The 17,194-nt window shown below is 64.5% G+C and carries 17 protein-coding genes; 9 read left to right on the top strand and 8 right to left on the bottom strand.

Features of this window, described 5'->3' with window-relative positions; all coding sequences use genetic code 11:
- From ASE85_RS09520 to typA, 3 genes are all read right to left on the bottom strand, one after another.
- Nucleotides 1–402 carry a DUF805 domain-containing protein gene (locus ASE85_RS09520; protein ID WP_056687144.1) on the bottom strand — a complete coding sequence of 134 codons (402 nt, stop codon included), beginning with the start codon at nt 400–402 and terminating at the stop codon, nt 1–3.
- Nucleotides 403–480: 78 nt separating this feature from the next.
- Nucleotides 481–678: a hypothetical protein gene (locus ASE85_RS09515; RefSeq protein ID WP_056687141.1), complete on the bottom strand. Its 198-nt coding sequence runs from the start codon at nt 676–678 to the stop codon at nt 481–483.
- Nucleotides 679–863: 185 nt separating this feature from the next.
- Nucleotides 864–2,681 carry a translational GTPase TypA gene (typA, locus tag ASE85_RS09510; RefSeq protein ID WP_056687138.1) on the bottom strand — a complete coding sequence of 606 codons (1,818 nt, stop codon included), beginning with the start codon at nt 2,679–2,681 and terminating at the stop codon, nt 864–866.
- A gap of 162 nt (nt 2,682–2,843) precedes the next feature.
- Here typA and ASE85_RS09505 point away from each other — a divergent pair, with 162 nt between their 5' ends.
- Both ASE85_RS09505 and ASE85_RS09500 read left to right on the top strand, forming a co-directional pair.
- Complete coding sequence (locus ASE85_RS09505; protein ID WP_056688616.1) at nt 2,844–4,079, top strand: aminotransferase class V-fold PLP-dependent enzyme; 1,236 nt, start codon at nt 2,844–2,846, stop codon at nt 4,077–4,079.
- Nucleotides 4,080–4,376: 297 nt separating this feature from the next.
- Nucleotides 4,377–5,927 (top strand): S10 family peptidase, encoded by a 1,551-nt coding sequence (locus ASE85_RS09500; RefSeq protein ID WP_056687136.1) that lies wholly within the window; start codon nt 4,377–4,379, stop codon nt 5,925–5,927.
- 33 nt (nt 5,928–5,960) lie between these two features.
- On the opposite strand, the gene ASE85_RS09495 is transcribed toward ASE85_RS09500, so the two are convergent.
- Entirely contained in the window at nt 5,961–6,899 is a 939-nt protein-coding gene (locus ASE85_RS09495) for a 3-keto-disaccharide hydrolase (protein WP_235523459.1), read from the bottom strand.
- Nucleotides 6,900–7,013: 114 nt separating this feature from the next.
- Entirely contained in the window at nt 7,014–7,709 is a 696-nt protein-coding gene (locus ASE85_RS09490) for a DUF899 family protein (protein WP_056687130.1), read from the bottom strand.
- A 165-nt stretch (nt 7,710–7,874) separates the two neighbouring features.
- On the opposite strand from ASE85_RS09490, the gene ASE85_RS09485 reads away from it, so the two are divergent.
- The 4 genes from ASE85_RS09485 to ASE85_RS09475 all read left to right on the top strand — a co-directional run bounded on the left by ASE85_RS09485 (nt 7,875) and on the right by ASE85_RS09475 (nt 10,505).
- Nucleotides 7,875–9,092 carry a toxic anion resistance protein gene (locus ASE85_RS09485; protein WP_056687126.1) on the top strand — a complete coding sequence of 406 codons (1,218 nt, stop codon included), beginning with the start codon at nt 7,875–7,877 and terminating at the stop codon, nt 9,090–9,092.
- 121 nt (nt 9,093–9,213) lie between these two features.
- A complete protein-coding gene (locus tag ASE85_RS09480; RefSeq protein ID WP_056687123.1) occupies nt 9,214–9,924 on the top strand; it encodes a hypothetical protein in 711 nt (236 codons plus the stop codon).
- An 18-nt stretch (nt 9,925–9,942) separates the two neighbouring features.
- On the top strand, nt 9,943–10,095 hold the full coding sequence (locus tag ASE85_RS23505) for a hypothetical protein (protein ID WP_200928334.1): 153 nt from the start codon (nt 9,943–9,945) through the stop codon (nt 10,093–10,095).
- Between the two features lie 110 nt (nt 10,096–10,205).
- The gene (locus tag ASE85_RS09475; protein WP_056687120.1) at nt 10,206–10,505 is read left to right on the top strand and encodes a hypothetical protein; all 300 of its coding nucleotides are present in this window, start codon (nt 10,206–10,208) and stop codon (nt 10,503–10,505) included.
- 193 nt (nt 10,506–10,698) lie between these two features.
- Here the strand turns inward: ASE85_RS09475 and ASE85_RS09470 are convergent, their stop codons facing one another.
- Together ASE85_RS09470 and ASE85_RS09465 are read right to left on the bottom strand one after the other, a co-directional pair.
- The gene (locus ASE85_RS09470; RefSeq protein WP_056687117.1) at nt 10,699–11,571 is read right to left on the bottom strand and encodes an SMP-30/gluconolactonase/LRE family protein; all 873 of its coding nucleotides are present in this window, start codon (nt 11,569–11,571) and stop codon (nt 10,699–10,701) included.
- Nucleotides 11,571–12,716 (bottom strand): aldose epimerase family protein, encoded by a 1,146-nt coding sequence (locus ASE85_RS09465; RefSeq protein ID WP_056687114.1) that lies wholly within the window; start codon nt 12,714–12,716, stop codon nt 11,571–11,573. Before ASE85_RS09465 ends, ASE85_RS09470 begins: the two co-directional genes overlap by 1 nt.
- 124 nt (nt 12,717–12,840) lie before the next feature.
- Between ASE85_RS09465 and ASE85_RS09460 the strand changes: the two genes are divergently transcribed.
- Nucleotides 12,841–14,151 (top strand): sugar MFS transporter, encoded by a 1,311-nt coding sequence (locus ASE85_RS09460; protein ID WP_056687112.1) that lies wholly within the window; start codon nt 12,841–12,843, stop codon nt 14,149–14,151.
- 144 nt (nt 14,152–14,295) lie between these two features.
- On the opposite strand, the gene ASE85_RS09455 is transcribed toward ASE85_RS09460, so the two are convergent.
- Nucleotides 14,296–15,060: a FadR/GntR family transcriptional regulator gene (locus tag ASE85_RS09455; protein WP_200928348.1), complete on the bottom strand. Its 765-nt coding sequence runs from the start codon at nt 15,058–15,060 to the stop codon at nt 14,296–14,298.
- A gap of 203 nt (nt 15,061–15,263) precedes the next feature.
- On the opposite strand from ASE85_RS09455, the gene araD1 reads away from it, so the two are divergent.
- A complete protein-coding gene (gene araD1 / locus ASE85_RS09450) occupies nt 15,264–16,256 on the top strand; it encodes an AraD1 family protein (protein ID WP_056687109.1) in 993 nt (330 codons plus the stop codon).
- 10 nt (nt 16,257–16,266) lie between these two features.
- A complete protein-coding gene (locus ASE85_RS09445; protein WP_056687106.1) occupies nt 16,267–17,193 on the top strand; it encodes a Gfo/Idh/MocA family protein in 927 nt (308 codons plus the stop codon).
- Nucleotide 17,194: the final 1 nt, after the last annotated feature.

Genomic DNA, 17,194 nt, shown 5'->3' with positions numbered 1-17,194 from the left:
TTAGCTGAACACGTCCGCGACATCCGCCGCCGTCTGCTTGGGATCGGGACCGAAGCGATTGTCTCCGCGCGTCCCGTCCAGGCACATGAAGACCAGCACGATAAGTCCGCCGACATAGGGAATGAAGTTCAGCAGGATGAACCAGCCGCTCTTGTCCTGGTCATGGAAACGGCGGACCTGCACCGCCAGCGACGGGACGATGAGCGCGAGCATCAGCAGGATCAACAGCCAGAAGAAGGGACCGGACGGCGAGCCTTCCCCAAAGCCGCCGGTCGCGACAGCCAGCAACGAGATGACGATCGCGAGCAGGATATAGCCCAGCGCGAACATCCAATATTCCTTGCGCCGCGAACGGCCCGAAAAGTCGGCATAGCGTTTCAGCGGCAAGAGCATATATTCCATCGACGTTCCCCTGAATGGTGAGGGGCGCAGGATAGGAAGGCTTATTGCGTCTGTCTTGCAAAAATCGCTGTCAGGATTTCAGCCGCTCTTCTTGCCGTCCTGCTTGGCCCCGTCCTGTTTCGCCCCGTCCTGTTTCGCCTTGTGCGCGGCCAGCAGGGCGTCGATCTCGACGATGCGCTGGCGCTGGGGGGTGTCCTTGGCCAGGCCCTTGAGACGGCATTCGGCCCAGAGCGCCTTGCGCTCGCTATTGAGCGCCTTGAGATAGAGATCGGCCATGCGGATGGCTCCTTTTCAAAAGCGAAGGGCCGACGCCTTGCGACGCCGGCCCTTTGATAACGTATCAGCGCTGAAAAATCAGGCGGGCCTTTTTGTTGAGGCCAACCTGAACAATCAGGCGGCCTTTCCGTTGAGGCCAACCTGATAAATCAGGCGGCCCCTTTGTGGAGCCCAACCCTGATAAATCAGGCGGCCTTGGAACGGCTCATGCGCTTGCGCTCGTTCGGGTCGAGGTAGCGCTTGCGCAGACGGATGGTCTTGGGCGTCACTTCGACCATTTCATCATCGTCGATATAGGCGATGGCCTGTTCCAGCGTCGCCTTCTTCGGCGGGGTCAGGCGGACGGCGTCGTCCTTGCCGCTGGCGCGGAAGTTGGTCAGCGCCTTCGACTTCATCGGGTTGACTTCCAGATCTTCGGGCTTCGCATTCTCGCCGACGATCATGCCTTCGTACAGCGCTTCGCCCACGCCCACGAACAGGATGCCGCGTTCTTCCAGCGGACCCAGCGCATAGGCATTGGCTTCGCCAGCGCCGTTGGAGATCAGGACGCCGTTCTTGCGGCCTTCGATCTTGCCCTTGTGGGGGCCGTACTTCTCGAACAGGCGGTTCATGATTCCGGTGCCGCGCGTGTCGGACAGGAATTCGCCATGATAGCCGATCAGGCCGCGCGACGGCGCGGAGAAGGTGATGCGGGTCTTGCCGCCGCCCGACGGACGCATGTCGGTCATTTCGGCCTTGCGGATGTTCATCTTGTCCACGACCGTACCGGAGAACTCATCGTCCACGTCGATGACGACAGTTTCGTAAGGCTCGGTCTTGCCGCCAGTCTCGTCTTCGCCGAACAGCACGCGGGGACGCGAGATGCCCAGTTCGAAGCCTTCGCGGCGCATCGTTTCGATGAGGACGCCCAACTGAAGTTCGCCACGACCGGCGACTTCGAAACTGTCCTTGTCGGCCGATTCCGTCACCTTGATGGCGACGTTGGATTCAGCTTCGCGGGCCAGACGGTCGCGGATCATGCGGCTCGTCACCTTGCTGCCTTCACGGCCCGCCATCGGCGAATCGTTCACGGCAAAGCGCATCGACAGGGTCGGCGGATCGATCGGCTGGGCCTGGATCGGTTCGCTGACCTGCGGGTCGGCGATGGTGTTCGACACGGTGGCGACGGTCAGACCGGCGAGCGAGATGATGTCGCCCGCCCTGGCTTCGTCCACGGGCACGCGGTCCAGACCCTGGAACGACATGATCTTCGACGCGCGGCCGGTTTCGATCACATTGCCGTCCATGTCGAGCGCGTGGATCGGCTGGTTGACCTTCACCACGCCCGACTGGACGCGGCCGGTCAGGATACGACCCAGGAAATTGTCGCGGTCGAGCAGCGTGACGAGGAAGCTGAACGGCGCGTCCTGATCCAGCGCGGGGGCGGGAACATGATCCACGATCTTCTGGAACAGCGGCTCCAGCGTGCCTTCACGGCGCTGCGGATCGTCGCTGGCATAACCGTTGCGGCCCGATGCGTAGAGCACGGGGAAGTCGAGCTGTTCGTCGGTGGCGTCCAGCGTCACGAACAGGTCGAACACTTCGTCCAGCACTTCCTGGATGCGTTCGTCGGGACGGTCGACCTTGTTGACGACGACGATGGGCTTGAGGCCCAGCGCCAGCGCCTTGCCGGTGACGAACTTCGTCTGCGGCATCGCGCCTTCCGACGAATCGACCAGCAGGATCACGCCGTCGACCATCGAGAGGATGCGCTCCACTTCACCGCCGAAGTCGGCGTGGCCGGGCGTGTCGACGATGTTGATGCGGGTGCCGTTCCATTCGACCGAGGTGGGCTTCGCCAGGATGGTGATGCCGCGCTCCTTTTCCAGGTCGTTGGAATCCATGGCGCGTTCTTCGATGCGCTGGTTGTCGCGGAACGTGCCGGACTGGCGGAAAAGCTGGTCGACGAGGGTAGTCTTGCCATGGTCGACGTGCGCGATGATGGCGATATTACGCAGGGACATAGTGTGCCTTCGGGATTCGGGTTCTCCCGGCCGGCACCACGCCTGTCCAGGACTATCGGGCGCGCCCCTACAGGAAATGATGCGATGCGGCAAGGGCGGGCGGTCAGGTGGCGGGTTGAACGGCCCCATCCGTCGAACCGTCTGCCCATGAAGGAGACGCCCATGACCGACAGCCCGCTCATCAGCCGCCGCACCCTGATGCAGGCCGCCGCCATTGCCGCCCCTCTGGCCCTGACGCCCGACATGCTGAGCGCCGCTGGCAAGCCCGCGCTGCGCGAGGCGATGATCCTCGATCCGGCGATCCGGTATTTCAACGCGGCCAACATCGCGCCGACATTCCGCAGCGTGGCGGCCGTGCATGAACGGGAGACGCGCGCCTTCCAGACGGACCCGTCGGTCGAGCGTCGCGCGCTCTATCCCAAGGCCGCCGACGCGCTGCGCGAACGGATCGCCAGACGTCTCAACGTCACGGCGCAGGAGATCGCGCTGGTCCGCAATGCGAGCGAGGCGAACACGGTCGCGGTGCGGGGGCTGGCGCTCAAGGCCGGCGACCGGATCATCCTGACCGACCATAATCATCCGTCCACCTGGGATAGCTGGAAGCTGCGGGCAGAGCGCGAGGGGCTGGACCTGCATGTCGTGCCGGTGCCGGTCGAAGCGAAATCGGCGCAGCAACTGTTCGACGGCATTGCCGCCGCCGTGACGCCGAACACGAAGGCGATCTTCCTGTCGCACATGAGCAACATCAGCGGCATCGTCTATCCGGTGGCGGAGATCGCGACGCTGGCGCGATCGAAGAACATCTGGCTTCATGCCGACGGCGCGCAGACATTCGGCTGGCTGGGGCTGGACCTCGCGGCGCTGGGCGTCGACAGCTATTCGGGCAGCACGCACAAATGGCTGATGGGGCCGCTGGAGGGCGGGATGCTCTATGTCCGGCGCGAGCGACAGGCGGAATTGCAGCCGATCATGATGAGCCATGGCTATTGGCTGACCGATCCGGCGAACCTGAACACGGCGCAGAAATATGAGATATTGGGCCAGCGCGACGATCCGCGCCTGATGGCCTTTGCCGCGACGCTGGACGTGCTGGACGGCGTGGGCCAGGCGGCGATCGAGCAGGCGGCGCGACAACGGGCGGCGTCGATGCGGCAGGCGCTGTCGGCCGTGCCGGGCGCAAGACCCTTCGGCAGCGGCGAGGCGGCGATCACCGGCCCGGTCATCACCGTCGCCTTCCCCGGCCGCGATGTGCCGGCACTGCGCGCAAAGCTGTGGCAGGCGAAGATCGCGACCGCCGCGTCAAAGATCGGCGGCGACGCGGCGATTCGCTTTTCGCCGCATGTCTATAATAGTGATGAGGATGTGGCGGCGGTGATCGAGGGGCTGCGGCAGAGTTGACCCCTTCTCCCCGTCGGGGGAGAAGGATACAAAGCCTTGCCGCGTAGCGGCTAGGCGGAGTTGGATGAGGGGGCTGGCGCAAACTCAGCCGACTTCTGTGAGGTTGCCTCCCCCTCACCCAGCTACGACTAGGCAGCAAGCTGCCAAGTCTGCGCAGCCCTCTCCCCGGTGGGGAGAGGGATCAAGGAAACCCCTTGCTTTACAAAAGCGCAATATCTCCTTGCCCCGCGGGCCGACCTTTCTATGGTGCGGCCCGTCGCCAATAATATACCATATCCTTGTAAGGAGCCTTTCCCGATGCGGCCTGCCGCTATCCTGTCCTTCGCCTCCCTGATCGCCCTCGCGTCCCCTGCCCTTGCGCAGAAGGATGGTCCCGACGCCGCCAAGCAACATGCCGACAAGGTCGCCGAAGCGGTCGCGGCCAGCTGGGCCAGCGCGCCGGTCGAGGAAGTCACCCAGAGCAGCAAGGGCACGGCCCGCGTCGATGGGAAGAGCATCCCCTATACCCAGACCGCCGGCACGCTCACCATCCGCGACGCGCAGGGCAAGCCGGTCGCCAGCATGTTCTACACCGCCTATACGGCGGCCGGCAGGAACCGCCCCGTCACCTTCCTCTACAATGGCGGCCCCGGCTCCTCGTCGCTGTGGCTCCGCATGGGCAGCTTCGCGCCCGAACATGTGCGCACCGGCAACCCCGAAGCGGTCAGGCCCGCCCCCTTCGACGTCGGCCCGAACAATGACAGCCTGATCGGCAGCACCGACATGGTGTTCCTCGATACGATCGGGTCGGGCTATTCGCGCATCCTGGGCGATGCCAAGCCGTCCGACTTCTACAGCGTCGATGGCGATGTGGACGCCTTTGCCAAGGCGATCATCCGCTACACGACCAAGAACGGCCGCTGGGCGTCGCCCAAATATATTTTCGGCGAAAGCTATGGCACGACCCGGTCCGGGGCGCTCGCCTATCAACTGGAAGATCGCGGGCTGACGCTGAACGGCGTGGTGCTGCTGTCGTCGATCATGAATTACGGCATCCGCCAGTCGGGCTTCGACGCGATCCATGTCGGCTATCTGCCCAGCTATGCGGCGACCGCCTGGTATCATAATCGCGTGCCCGGTGGCCGTCCTGAAAGCCTGGACGCCTTTGTCGAAGAAGCGCGCACCTTCGCCAACGGCGCTTATGCCACGGCACTGCTGAAAGGCTCCGACATCAGCGCGCAGGAAAGCGATGCGATCGCCCAGCAGCTAAGCCGCTTCACCGGCCTGTCGGTCGATTACTTGAAGCGCGCCAACCTGCGCGTCAGCCTCAGCCGTTTCCGCAAGGAATTGCTGCGCGACACGCATGAGACGATCGGACGATTCGACAGCCGCTACAAGGGGATCGACGCCGATGCGGCGGGCGAGGAGCCGGAATATGACGCCTCCAGCACCGGCATCACCGGCCTTTATGTCGGCAGCTTCCTGGACCAGGTGACGAACAGGATCGGCTACAAGACCGACCTCAGCTATCGGCTGAGCGCGCGCGAGGGCGGCGATTTCAAGTGGGACTGGAGCCATAGCCCGCCAGAAGGCGGCAAGCAGAATGTCGCGGACGTGACCGCCGATCTGAGCGCCGCGATGCGCACCAACCCGCATCTGCGCGTGCTGTCGCTGAACGGCTGGTACGACATGGCGACGCCCTTCTTCTCGACCGAGCGTGATTTGAAGCACATGATGCTGGAGCCGCAACTGCGCCAGAACCTGCAATTCAAATATTATCCGGCGGGCCACATGGTCTATCTGAACCCGGAAGCGCTGCACCAGATGCGGCTCGACATGGAGCGCTATTACGCCGAGGGCGCGCGCTGAAGGACGGAGGGGGCGGTGGCGACACCGCCCTTTTCACTTTGCCGAGGCAGCCACGATGCGCGGCAGGCTGGCGATCGGTTCGACATGGACGGCGCGCACATAGGTTTCGGCCCCTTCGGACTGAAGCTGGATCTGGCCATGGTTCAGCGGCTGGCGGCTCCCATCGGCCGCGATGGTGGCCAGACCGCTGACCTGCGCCACGGGTACGCCGTTCACCACATGCACGGCCCGATCGCCCAGCACATACAGGTCCAGCCTGTTCCATTCGCCAATCGGACGTTCGGCGTCGGTCGCCGCTTCCACATTCCATGTGCCGGTGCCGTTAATCATCTCGACCGGTCGCCCATCCAGGCGGAAGCGCAGATGCGGGGCGATGATCGACGGATCGGCGACGGCGCTGGTCTGTGCCCGCACCTTGCCACCCACGGTCACGACCATGCCGGTCGATCCCTTCATGATCTCGAACTCGACGGACGGGCGCCAGGTGCCGAACACGTCGCCCGGCACGCCATGGGTATGGTACAGAAGGCCGTTATTGGGCGGCTGCCCTTCCCGTGGCGCCCACCGCCCGTCGCCCCATTTATATTCGAGCCGCAGATGATAGTCGCGCAGGTCCGCCTGATGGACCAGGCTGCCCCATGTCTGCCCCTTGATCCAGATGGCCGGAGCGCCATCGACCTGCCGCACCGCGAAATCATCGGCCATATCCCGTCCGGTGCCGATGGGGACATTGGCGGGATCGCCCTTGTACGTGACGGCGGGGTCGGCATAGCCAAGCCAGGGTTGCCAGCCCGACAGGCTGCGGCCATCGAACAGGTCACGCCCAGGCCCGGTGGCGCGCGGGATATCAGCCAGTTGCAATCGTGGCGCGGGACCGGCCGGATTGCCGGCAATCCGACGGGCGCGATCGAGCGAATCCTGTGCCATCGCAATCGTTGGAACGATCAGCAGCCCCCATATCCATCGCTTCACTATTGCGGCACCCTTCGTTCATCGACAGGCGGACCATCCAGCCGCCTTTGGTTGCGCAGTCAAGGAATCTGGGGTCGTAGATAGCGGATCGGAGCCGGCGCCACGGGAACCGGGTCAGTAGCGCAGTTTCGGATACCAGTCCGCCGGGCGCCCCTGCGGCGTCAGGTCGAGGATCGGCCAGAGCGAGGCGATGTCGGGGGCATCGCGCGGGTCTTGCCCCGGATCGGCCATCTCGCCAGTCATCTCGCTCATCCAGAAGAGGCGGATGCCTTCATCATCCTTGCGGAATACGACCAGCGCCGGATATTCGCCGTCGGGCGTCAGCAGGCCCAGGTCATTGGCATAATCGTCGCCGATCGTCTGGACGAAGTCGGTGTCACGCCAGCCCCGCTCCTGCGCGAAGGCGAACTGCCGCTCGACCGGGCTGCGGCCGAAAATCTTGTAGGCGACGCGCTGCTTGATATCGGCGGCATTGCCGTCGACCGATCCGATCCAGTTGGTGCACATGGGGCAAGGCCGCTCCCTCTCCGGCCCGTACATCCAGAAATAGGCGACGAGCGTGTCCTTGTCGCCGAACAGGTCGGACAGGCCGACATCGAACCGCTGTTCATCCTTGAAGCGATAGTCTTTTTCGATCAGCGGGCCGGGCGGCAATGCCTGCCGCTGCTCCACCAGCCGGGTCATGTGGCGGCGAACCTCTATCTCTTCCGCCAGCAAGGCCATGCGGGCATCGCGATAGGCGGCGCTCTCGCCGGGGAAACGGGCTTTGCGATGGGTGACGAGGTCGGCGACGGGTTTCAGGCTGGCCATGGCAGGTTCCTCTCCGGTCAAGATCGCCGGGCAATGCGAGTTCTTTGCGCCGGGCGATTGTCAAGCAATCACCGGAAGCCCTATATCGTTCCCCGGACAAGGCTTGCGCCACGGTGTATTATCACCATATGACACGGCAAGCCGCTCATGGCGACTGGAGACGATATGGCCACCACTGCGCCCACCACGACTGCCACTGCTGACACGCTGAACCTGACGCCGCCCGATCCGGTGCCGGTGGTTGCGCCCGAAAAGGCGTCGGGCCTCGTCCCCATCGAGGATGAGAAGAAGTCGAAGCTGGACGAGAAGGTCGATGCCTTCGTCGCCGATCTGGTCGCGCAGGACGCCAATTCGCCGGAGTTCGGCGCGCGGGTCGATCAGTTGACCAATATGGGCCGCAAGGAAATTGCCGAAGCTGCGGGACATTCCAACCGCTTCCTCGATCGACCGGTGCGGGCGATGGACAGCGACACCAAGGTCGGCGCGGACCTCGCCGAACTGCGCCGCACGGTGGAGGATCTCGATCCGGGGAAACGCGGCAATTTGCTGGCGCCCAAGAAGCTGTTCGGGATCATCCCGTTCGGCAACAAGATGCGCGACTATTTCGACGGCTACAAGAGCGCGCAGGGCCATATCAATTCGATCCTGGGGTCGCTGGCCAGCGGCAAGGACGTGCTGATCAAGGACAATGCCGCGATCGACGTGGAACGCCAGAATATGTGGCAGACCATGGGTCGTCTGGAACAGATGATCCATATCAGCAAGACGATGGACGCGCGGCTGGAAGACAAGGCGCTGGAGCTGGATTCGTCCGACCCGGCCAAGGCGAAGGCGATCCGCGAAAGCGCGCTGTTCTACATCCGCCAGCGCACGCAGGATCTGCTGACGCAGATGGCGGTCACGGTGCAGGGCTATCTGGCGCTGGATCTGGTCAAGAAAAATAATGTCGAGCTGGTCAAGGGCGTGGATCGCGCCAGCACGACGACGGTCGCGGCGCTGCGGACGGCGGTGACGGTCGCTCAGGCGCTGGCCGGGCAGAGGCTGGTGCTGGAACAGATCAGCGCACTCAACACGACGACCGCCAACATGATCGACCGGACCGGCGAATTGCTGAAAAGCCAGACCGCGCAGATTCACGAGCAGGCGGCGTCCAGCACGATTCCGATCGAGACGCTCCAGCGCGCGTTCCAGAATATCTACGATACGATGGACAATATCGACGCCTTCAAGCTGAAGGCGCTGGAGAATATGAAGACGACGGTGAACACCCTGTCGGGCGAAGTGGAAAAGTCCAAGGGCTACATCGCCCGCGCGGAGGGCCAGGCGCAGGCCGCCAAGGACGTGCGCGCGGACAATCCGTTGCTGAGCGCGATCGAGGGATGAAGGCAATGCTTCCCCTCCTTCCGTTCGGGCTGAGCCTGTCGAAGCCCTGCTCTTTCCCACTGAGGAAAAGTGCGGCCCCCTGCGGCTTCGTTCAGGGCGCACGGACTTTGGAGACCGTGTTTTGAGCCGATCCGACCGTGTGCTGGCCGATGCCGAAGCGGTGCTGCGCCGCCATAGCGATCGCGGGCAGAACCTGTCCACGCGCGCGCGGCAGCGGCGCAATGCCGGACTGATGCGCAAGGTCAAATATGCCTTCTGGGCGGTGCTGGCGATCCTGCTGGGCAGCGCGGTGGCGGGCTTCGTCCTGCCGCTGGGCACCACCGGCGTCATGATCGCGCTGGGCGTGATGATCGCGGCGGTGCTGCTGATCGCCCTCGCGCCGACGGAAGATCGGGTGAAGACGGAGGCGCTGGCGCAGACCGACCTCGCGGCCCTGCCGCTCAAGACCGAAATCTGGCTGGAAAACCAGCGCAAGGCCCTGCCCGCGCCGGCCGTCACGCTGGTCGACAGTATTGGGGTCAAGCTGGAGATATTGGCGCCGCAACTGGAGCGGCTCGGCGATCAGGAGCCGGCCGCGCAGGAAATTCGCCGGCTGCTGGCCGATCATCTGCCCGAACTGGTGACCGGCTATCAATCGATCCCCGCCCCGTTGCGGCGAGAGGCGCGCAATGGCCGCGTGCCAGAAAAACAACTGGTCGAGGGATTGTCCGTTATCGACGCCGAAATCGGCCGGATGAGCGAGAGCCTGGCCAGCGGCGACCTTGACAAACTGGCCACACAGAACCGGTTTCTTGAGCTGAAATATCAGGAAGCCAAGGAATTGGGGGCCTAGCGCCGTCTTGTCCCTGTCATGATCCATCTGACGCTCATCATCGTCGATTTCCTGACGGGCCTGCTGGCGGCCGGTGCGTGGGCGCTGGCGTCTGCCGGCGGCGCGATCGCGGCCGTGGTCGGCGGCGGTTTCCTGAGCGTATCGCTGTTCCGGCGCTGGCGCCGCCGATAAGGGGCCTTTTACTACGCAATTTCTACGCGATCAGGCCTTTTCTCCTCTTCAAACCCCTCCGCCCCAAGCGATAGATAGAGCGCCTCTCCGGTCAGGAAGGCGCCCGCATCATGCCCCGATACCATCACCGTCCCGTCGCGCGGATCGCCCTTCGGCTGATCGGCATCGCCCTGCTCGCCAGCCTGGAGCCGCAGGGCAAGGCGTTGCGCATGATGATCCGTCAATCCGACAGGATCACGCCGGCGCAAGGACTGCTGGCGGCAATCTGCTTCGCCTGCGCCAGTCTGGGCGCGATGCTGCTTTTCTGGGGGCCAGCGCTGTGGCAGCCGGTCAGCGTCGCCCGGCGATGGCAGGACCATGCAGTCGAGGACGGCGGCGGCGGGAGAGAAAAAGTCGTCCCGGACGGCTGATGGCGCGTGCAGTTCGCCAGCGGGCCGTCCGGGATCGCAACATCGCATGACTTTGGAGAGGGCATGACAACGTTGTCCCGGCGCTCTAGCTGATTCGCGGCAAGCGCGCAACCGGATTTCCATGTGCCGGATACAGGAAGGGCGCGGCTGCCCGATGACAGCCGCGCCCCGATCGACATGATGACGTCAGACGTCAGCCCGCGTAGAGGTTGGCCGGCAATCCACGCACGCCACTGTCCACCTCGAAGAAGCCGCCGTCATATTCGGTCGGATCGTCCAGACCCACGGTGGCCGAACTGACGAACATGCGGTCGAGGTTCGGGCCGGCGAATGTGATGTTCGTCACCTGTCGCGCCGGCAGGGCGATGGCACGGTCCAGCGTCCCTTCCGGCGTGAAGCGGCTGATCCGGCTGCCGCCCCAATGGGCGACCCAGATATGCCCGTCCGCATCCACGGTCATGCCGTCGGGATAGCCATCCTCTTCACCGAACCGGATGAACGGCGCGCGTTCGGTGACGCCATCTTCGGTCCGGCGGAAGCGGTACATCTGCTTCTTCGCGGTATCGCTATGATAGAGCCACTGGCCGCAAGGCGAGAAAGCCGGGCCGTTGGGCACGCGATAGTCGCTGTCCACCACGGTCCAGCTACGGTCCGGCGCGAGGCGATAGAGCGCGCCGCGATCATGCGACTCGCTCATGTCCATCGTGCCGCACCAGATGGCGCCTTGGGCATCCGCCTTGCCATCGTTCATCCGGTTGCCGGGGAAATGTGGCTCCGGATCGCCAAACGGCGTGATGACCAGCGGATCGAGCGCGATGTCGGCAAAGCCGCTCTGGAAGCCGCCGATGAACCCGCCCGCCTCACGCTCCGCCACCCAGCCGAGCGGCTCGGGCATGGCGAAACGCTCGACCGCGCCGCTCTCCAGCGCTCCATCCTTCAATGAAAGCCGGTTGAGCGCCGGGGCCAGGATATCGACCCAGTAGACGGCGTTGTCGCGCGCCGACCAGAGCGTCCCCTCCCCCAGCGTGTCGGCGAAGCCGCGCTCGATCAGCCGCCATTCCGGCATCAGCGGGCCACCGACAGGCGATAGACCATCTCATGATGATAGGGCTTGCCGGGATCGACACGGGCCGACAGGAAATTCGGCTTGTTGGGCGAGTCCGGGAATTTCTGCGGCTCCAGCGCGATGCCGTCGCCCATGCGGTACACATGGCTCTGCTTGCCGATGAAGGTGCCATCGAGGAAATTGCCGGTATAGAATTGCACGCCCGGTTCGGTCGTCAGCACTTCGAGCACGCGGCCGGACACCGGATCTTCCAGCCGGGCGGCCAGTTCCGGGGTCCGGGTCGCGCCCTTGTCCAGCGCCCAGTTATGGTCGTAACCACGCCCGGCGATGATCTGCGCATCGCGGCCATCGCGCAGCCCGTCCGCCACCCGGCGGGGCTTACGGAAATCGAACACGCCGCCCTCGACCGGCTTGAGTTCGCCGGTCGGGATCAGGTTGGCGTCTACCGGCGTATAGGCCTTGGCCGGGATCGTCAGCAGATGCCCCATCGCGCCATCGGGCGATCCTTCGCCTTGAAGGTTGAAGATGGCGTGATTGGTCATGTTGACGATGGTCGGCTTGTCGGTCTTCGCATCGAAGGCGATGCCGAGGTTGCCGCTCTCGTCCAGCGTGTAGGTGACGGTCACGTCCAGCTTGCCGGGATAGCCCGAATCGCCATCCGGGCTGGTCAGGCCCAGCACCAGGCTGGCCTTGGGACCGCTCTTGAGCGACACGACCTTCCACACCTGCTTGTCGAAGCCCTTGCCGCCGCCATGCAGCGAGTTGACCTTGTCATTCAGGGGAAGCTGATAGGCTTTGCCGTCGAGGCTGAATGTGCCGCCGGCGATGCGGTTGGCATAGCGGCCCACGGTCACGCCGAAGAAATTGGGATGATCGACATAATCCTTCAGGTCGTCATAGCCCAGCAGCACGTCCGCGATCTGGCCGTCCTTGCCGGGGCCGGACAGCGACTGGAGCGTCGCGCCATAGGTCAGGATCTTCGCCGATATGCCCGCGCCGTTCTTCAGCGTAATCGTTTCGATCGCCGCACCGTCGGCGGTACCGGCGGGCGCGCGGCTGGCTTCGGCGGCAAGGGCGGTTCCACTTGCCATGGCGAGAGCCAGAGCGCATGACAGCGCTGTTTTCAAATCGACGACCTTTCGCATGGACTTCCTCCCTAACAACCTACGCCCATTGACGGGCGGTTGAGGGGGATATACTCCGACAAAATAAGCAGGCGCAACCCTTGATCGGGCGGCCTGTTACTGGAACTGCACTGGAGAAGGATGAATGGCAGGACCGATTTCGTCAGGCGCTGCGCCCGTCGCATCGCATAACCCCGGCACGCGCTATGGCCCTGCGCTCGCGTTGCTCGCCAGCCTCTTCTTCATGTGGGGCTTCATCACCGTCATCAACAACACGTTGCTGCCCCATCTGCGCAGCGTGTTCGAGCTGAGCTACACCCAGACGACCCTGATCGAATCGGTCTGGTTCATCGCCTATTTCTTCGCCTCCATCCCCTCGGCCAAGCTGATCGAGCGGGTCGGCTATCAAAAGTCGATGGTCATCGGCCTGCTTGTCATGGCGGTCGGCGCGCTGGGCATGACGGTGGCCGCGTCGATCCCCTCCTATGGCGTGACGTTGGTCATGCTGTTCGTGATCGCCAGCGGCATCACCCTGTTGCAGGTCGCGGCCAACCCCTATGTCGCGGTCGTCGGCAAGCCCGAAACCGCTTCCTCGCGCCTCAACCTCGTGCAGGCGATGAACTCGGCCGGCACGATGCTGGCCCCGATGTTCGGCGCCTATCTGATCCTCGGCCGGTCGAAGGGCGGCACGGCACAGGGCGAAGTCGTCCTGACGCAGGCCGAACGGCTGGCCGACGCGCAGTCGGTGGTCCTGCCCTATGTGATCGTCGCCGTCGTGCTGGCGGTGCTGGCCGTCGTCATCGCCCGCTTCCCGCTGCCCGCCATGGGCAATGCGACGCAGCGCCACAACAAGGAAGAGCGCAAGAAGCATTCGCTCTGGAAGCACCGCAATCTGGTGTTCGGAATCCCGGCGATCTTCATCTATCTGATCGCGGAAATCGGCGTCGCCAACCTGTTCATCAACTTCGTCAGCCAGCCGCAGATCGCCAACCTGACGCATGAGCAGGCGGGTAATTATCTGACCCTGCTGTGGGGCGGGATGATGGTCGGCCGCTTTGCCGGTTCGGCAATCATGCAGAAGTTCGATGCGGGCCATGTCCTCGCCGCCTTCTCGATCGGCGCGTTCATCGTGATGCTGGTGACGGTCTTCACCACCGGTCCGGCTGCCATGTGGGCGCTGATCCTGGTCGGACTGTTCCACTCGATCATGTTCCCGACCATCTTCACTTTGGGCATCAAGGGGCTTGGCCCGCTGACCGAGGAAGGCTCCGGCCTGCTCATCATGGCTATCGCCGGTGGCGCGCTGGTGGTGGTGCAGGGCTGGCTGGCGGACCATTATGGATTGCAGACCAGCTTCCTGCTGACCGCCGCCTGCGAACTCTACATTCTCTTCTACGCGCTGTGGGGGTCGAAGACGACCCACGCACTGCCGGACCAGCAGATCGCAGCCGAATAAGGCCGAGGGTCGCACTTCGGACGGCAAAAAGGCCGGAGCGGACATACCGCTCCGGCCTTTTTACTGTCCCGTTCCCCGGCGAAGGCCGGGGTCCAGATGGAACGTCGCAACTGGACCCCGGCCTTCGCCGGGGAACAAAGCGGATCATCCCGCCATCGCGCTGGCCGTATCCTCCAGCGCCAGGTCGACCAGTACGCCCATCGCTTCCGCCGCCGTCTGCGCATCGCCCGCCGCGATCGCGTCATAGACGCGAACATGGTCCGGGATCGGGTTGCGTGGCAGGGCGCGGGCGCGCTGCTTATATTGCGTCGTCCAGTTGACCGCCGCGCCGATGCTGGCGGTCAGGGTCAGCAGCGCATCATTGCGCGTGGCGTTCAGGATCGCATTGTGGAAATCGCGGTCGGCCGCGCGCCCCGCCTCGGTCGCCAGCGTATGGCGGCGCATCGCGGCGAGCGCATCCTTCATGATCCGCAGATCGTCCTTGTCGCGCCGCTGCGCCGCCAGCCGGGCAGCCGCCGGCTCGACAATGGCACGCAGTTCGAACAGGTCGCGCACGAACTGAATGTCCGGTTCCCCGGCAAAGGCCCAGGCCAGCACTTCGGGGTCCAGCAGGTTCCAGCGATTGCGCGGCAAGACCCGCGTCCCCGCCTTGGGCCGGCTTTCCACCAGCCCCTTGGCGGTCAGCACCTGGATCGCCTCGCGATAGGCGCTGCGGGAGACTTCCAGTTCCTCGGCAAAGGCCACTTCGCCCGACAGCACGTCGCCGGGCGCATATTGGCCGGACAAGATCGCCATGCCCAATTTATGCGCGATCGCCCCGTGCAGCCGACGGCCCGGCCCCCGGACCGGCTTGGCCGCGCCGCCATTTTCCGTCTCATCCCTGTGCAAAGACGGGTTTTCCTTCACCATTCCTGCTCCTCTCGCCTTTCCCCAGTCAGGCATATCCGTCCCTATAATACAAGCATTGCCATTACCATCATCCTGTAATATGTCGGAGTAATTACCAGATTCACCGCCGCGCGCTCGCCACCATGGCGATGGCGGGCGCGCGGCGAAATGTCTTGCACGTTGGATTGAGCGCCATGTTTGAGGCGCGCGGGAGGAGAGTTTTCATGACATTGCGCCTGTTGCAGCACCGTTCGGACAATGGCGATCGGTCGGTCATCGCCGCTCGCGGCGACGCTGCCTGGTTCGTGCCCGGTTTCACCACCATCCGCGCGCTGGCGCTGCACGCGATCGCCCAGAAGATCAGCCTCTCCGCCGCCATCGACGCCGCCGGCCAGGGCGACGCGGTCGACATCGCCGCTGAATTTGACGCCAGCCGCCTGCTCGCCCCGATCGACCATGAAGATGGCGCGCATGTGCAACTGACCGGCACCGGCCTGACCCACCTCGGCTCCGCCGAAGGCCGCGACAAGATGCACCGCGAAGCCGCCGCCGTCGAAAAGCAGACCGATTCGATGCGCATGTTCCTGGAAGGGCTGGAAGGCGGCAAGCCCGCCGCCGGCGTCGCAGGCCAGCAGCCCGAATGGTTCTACAAGGGCGACGGGTCGCAGCTTGTCGGCCCGACCGATCCGCTGACCATGCCCGCCTTCGCCAAGGATGGCGGCGAGGAGCCGGAACTGGCCGGCATCTACATCATCGGCGAAGACGGCACGCCCTATCGCATCGGCCTCGCGCTCGCCAACGAGTTCAGCGACCATGTGACCGAGCGCCACAATTATCTGTGGCTGGCGCACTCCAAGCTGCGTCAGGCCGCGCTCGGCCCGGAACTGCTGGTCGGCACCCCGCCGGAGCATATCGAAGGGTCCAGCCGCATCCTGCGCGATGGCAAGGTCATCTGGGAAAAGCCGTTCCTGTCGGGCGAAGGCAATATGTCGCACAGCTTTGCCAATCTGGAACATCATCATTTCAAATATGACCTGTTCCGCCGCGCGGGCGACGTGCATGTCCACTTCTTCGGCACCGCGACCCTGTCGTTCAGCGACGGCATCGTGCCGGAAGAAGGCGATGTGTTTGAAATCATCGCCGCGCCCTTCACCCTGCCGGTGCGCAACCCGCTGAAGCGCGCTGCCCCGGTTCAGGTCGCCGTCCAGCAACTCTGAACCCATCGACATGGACCCGATCCGCATCGCGATCGTGGGCATAGGCAAGATCGCCCGCGATCAGCATGTGCCCGCGATTCTGGGCAATAGCGCCTTCAGCCTGGCCGCCACCGTCAGCCCGCATGATGCGGGCCTCGACGGCGTGTCCCATCATGCCAGCCTGGACGATCTGCTGGCGCAAGGCCCGGCGGTGGACGCCATCGCACTGTGCACCCCGCCGCAGGTCCGCTACGATCTGGCGACGCAGGCGCTGAAGAAGGGCATCCACCTCTTCCTCGAAAAGCCGCCCGGCGCGACTTTGGCGGAAGTGGAGGCCCTGAAAAGCCAGGCCGACAAGGTCGGCGTCAGCCTGTTCGCCGCCTGGCACAGCCGCTTCGCCGCCGGGGTCGCCCCGGCGCGCGCCTGGCTGGCCGAACGGCGGATCGACAAGGTGTCGATCGTCTGGCGGGAGGATGTCCGCGTGTGGCATCCGGGTCAGGCATGGATCTGGCAGCCCGGCGGGCTGGGCGTGTTCGATCCGGGCATCAACGCCCTGTCGATCGTCACCCATATCCTGCCGCGCCCCTTCTTCCTGAAGGACGCGACTTTGGTGCTGCCGGAGAACCGCGCCGCGCCGATCGCCGCCGACCTTGCCTTTCGCGACACCGCGGGCGCGCCGATCCACATGGACCTCGACTGGCGCCAGACCGGCCCGCAAAGCTGGGACATCATGGTCGAGACTGATGCGGGCACGCTCAAGCTGTCCCATGGCGGCGCGGTTCTGACCCTGCCCAGCGGCACCGACCATGGCGAGGATGTCGAATATGCGGGCCTTTATGCCCGTTTCGCCACTTTGATCCGGGGCGGCCGGTCGGATGTTGACACCAGCCCGTTGCGGCTGGTCGCCGACGCCTTCCTGCGCGGCACACGCGAAACGACCCAAGCCTTTCACGACTGAC

It is taken from the genome of Sphingobium sp. Leaf26, from assembly GCF_001421665.1.
Lineage (GTDB): Bacteria > Pseudomonadota > Alphaproteobacteria > Sphingomonadales > Sphingomonadaceae > Sphingobium.
This window is presented reverse-complemented; position numbering and strand designations above follow the sequence as displayed.

Bases quoted from the DNA above. Each gene is read 5' to 3' on its own strand.
- ASE85_RS09520 (WP_056687144.1), bottom strand. From the start codon at position 402: ATGGAATATATGCTCTTGCCGCTGAAACGCTATGCCGACTTTTCGGGC.
- ASE85_RS09515 (WP_056687141.1), bottom strand. From the start codon at position 678: ATGGCCGATCTCTATCTCAAGGCGCTCAATAGCGAGCGCAAGGCGCTC.
- typA (WP_056687138.1), bottom strand. From the start codon at position 2,681: ATGTCCCTGCGTAATATCGCCATCATCGCGCACGTCGACCATGGCAAG.
- ASE85_RS09505 (WP_056688616.1), top strand. From the start codon at position 2,844: ATGACCGACAGCCCGCTCATCAGCCGCCGCACCCTGATGCAGGCCGCC.
- ASE85_RS09500 (WP_056687136.1), top strand. From the start codon at position 4,377: ATGCGGCCTGCCGCTATCCTGTCCTTCGCCTCCCTGATCGCCCTCGCG.
- ASE85_RS09490 (WP_056687130.1), bottom strand. From the start codon at position 7,709: ATGGCCAGCCTGAAACCCGTCGCCGACCTCGTCACCCATCGCAAAGCC.
- ASE85_RS09485 (WP_056687126.1), top strand. From the start codon at position 7,875: ATGGCCACCACTGCGCCCACCACGACTGCCACTGCTGACACGCTGAAC.
- ASE85_RS23505 (WP_200928334.1), top strand. From the start codon at position 9,943: ATGATCCATCTGACGCTCATCATCGTCGATTTCCTGACGGGCCTGCTG.
- ASE85_RS09475 (WP_056687120.1), top strand. From the start codon at position 10,206: ATGCCCCGATACCATCACCGTCCCGTCGCGCGGATCGCCCTTCGGCTG.
- ASE85_RS09470 (WP_056687117.1), bottom strand. From the start codon at position 11,571: ATGCCGGAATGGCGGCTGATCGAGCGCGGCTTCGCCGACACGCTGGGG.
- ASE85_RS09465 (WP_056687114.1), bottom strand. From the start codon at position 12,716: ATGCGAAAGGTCGTCGATTTGAAAACAGCGCTGTCATGCGCTCTGGCT.
- ASE85_RS09460 (WP_056687112.1), top strand. From the start codon at position 12,841: ATGGCAGGACCGATTTCGTCAGGCGCTGCGCCCGTCGCATCGCATAAC.
- ASE85_RS09455 (WP_200928348.1), bottom strand. From the start codon at position 15,060: ATGGTGAAGGAAAACCCGTCTTTGCACAGGGATGAGACGGAAAATGGC.
- araD1 (WP_056687109.1), top strand. From the start codon at position 15,264: ATGACATTGCGCCTGTTGCAGCACCGTTCGGACAATGGCGATCGGTCG.
- ASE85_RS09445 (WP_056687106.1), top strand. From the start codon at position 16,267: ATGGACCCGATCCGCATCGCGATCGTGGGCATAGGCAAGATCGCCCGC.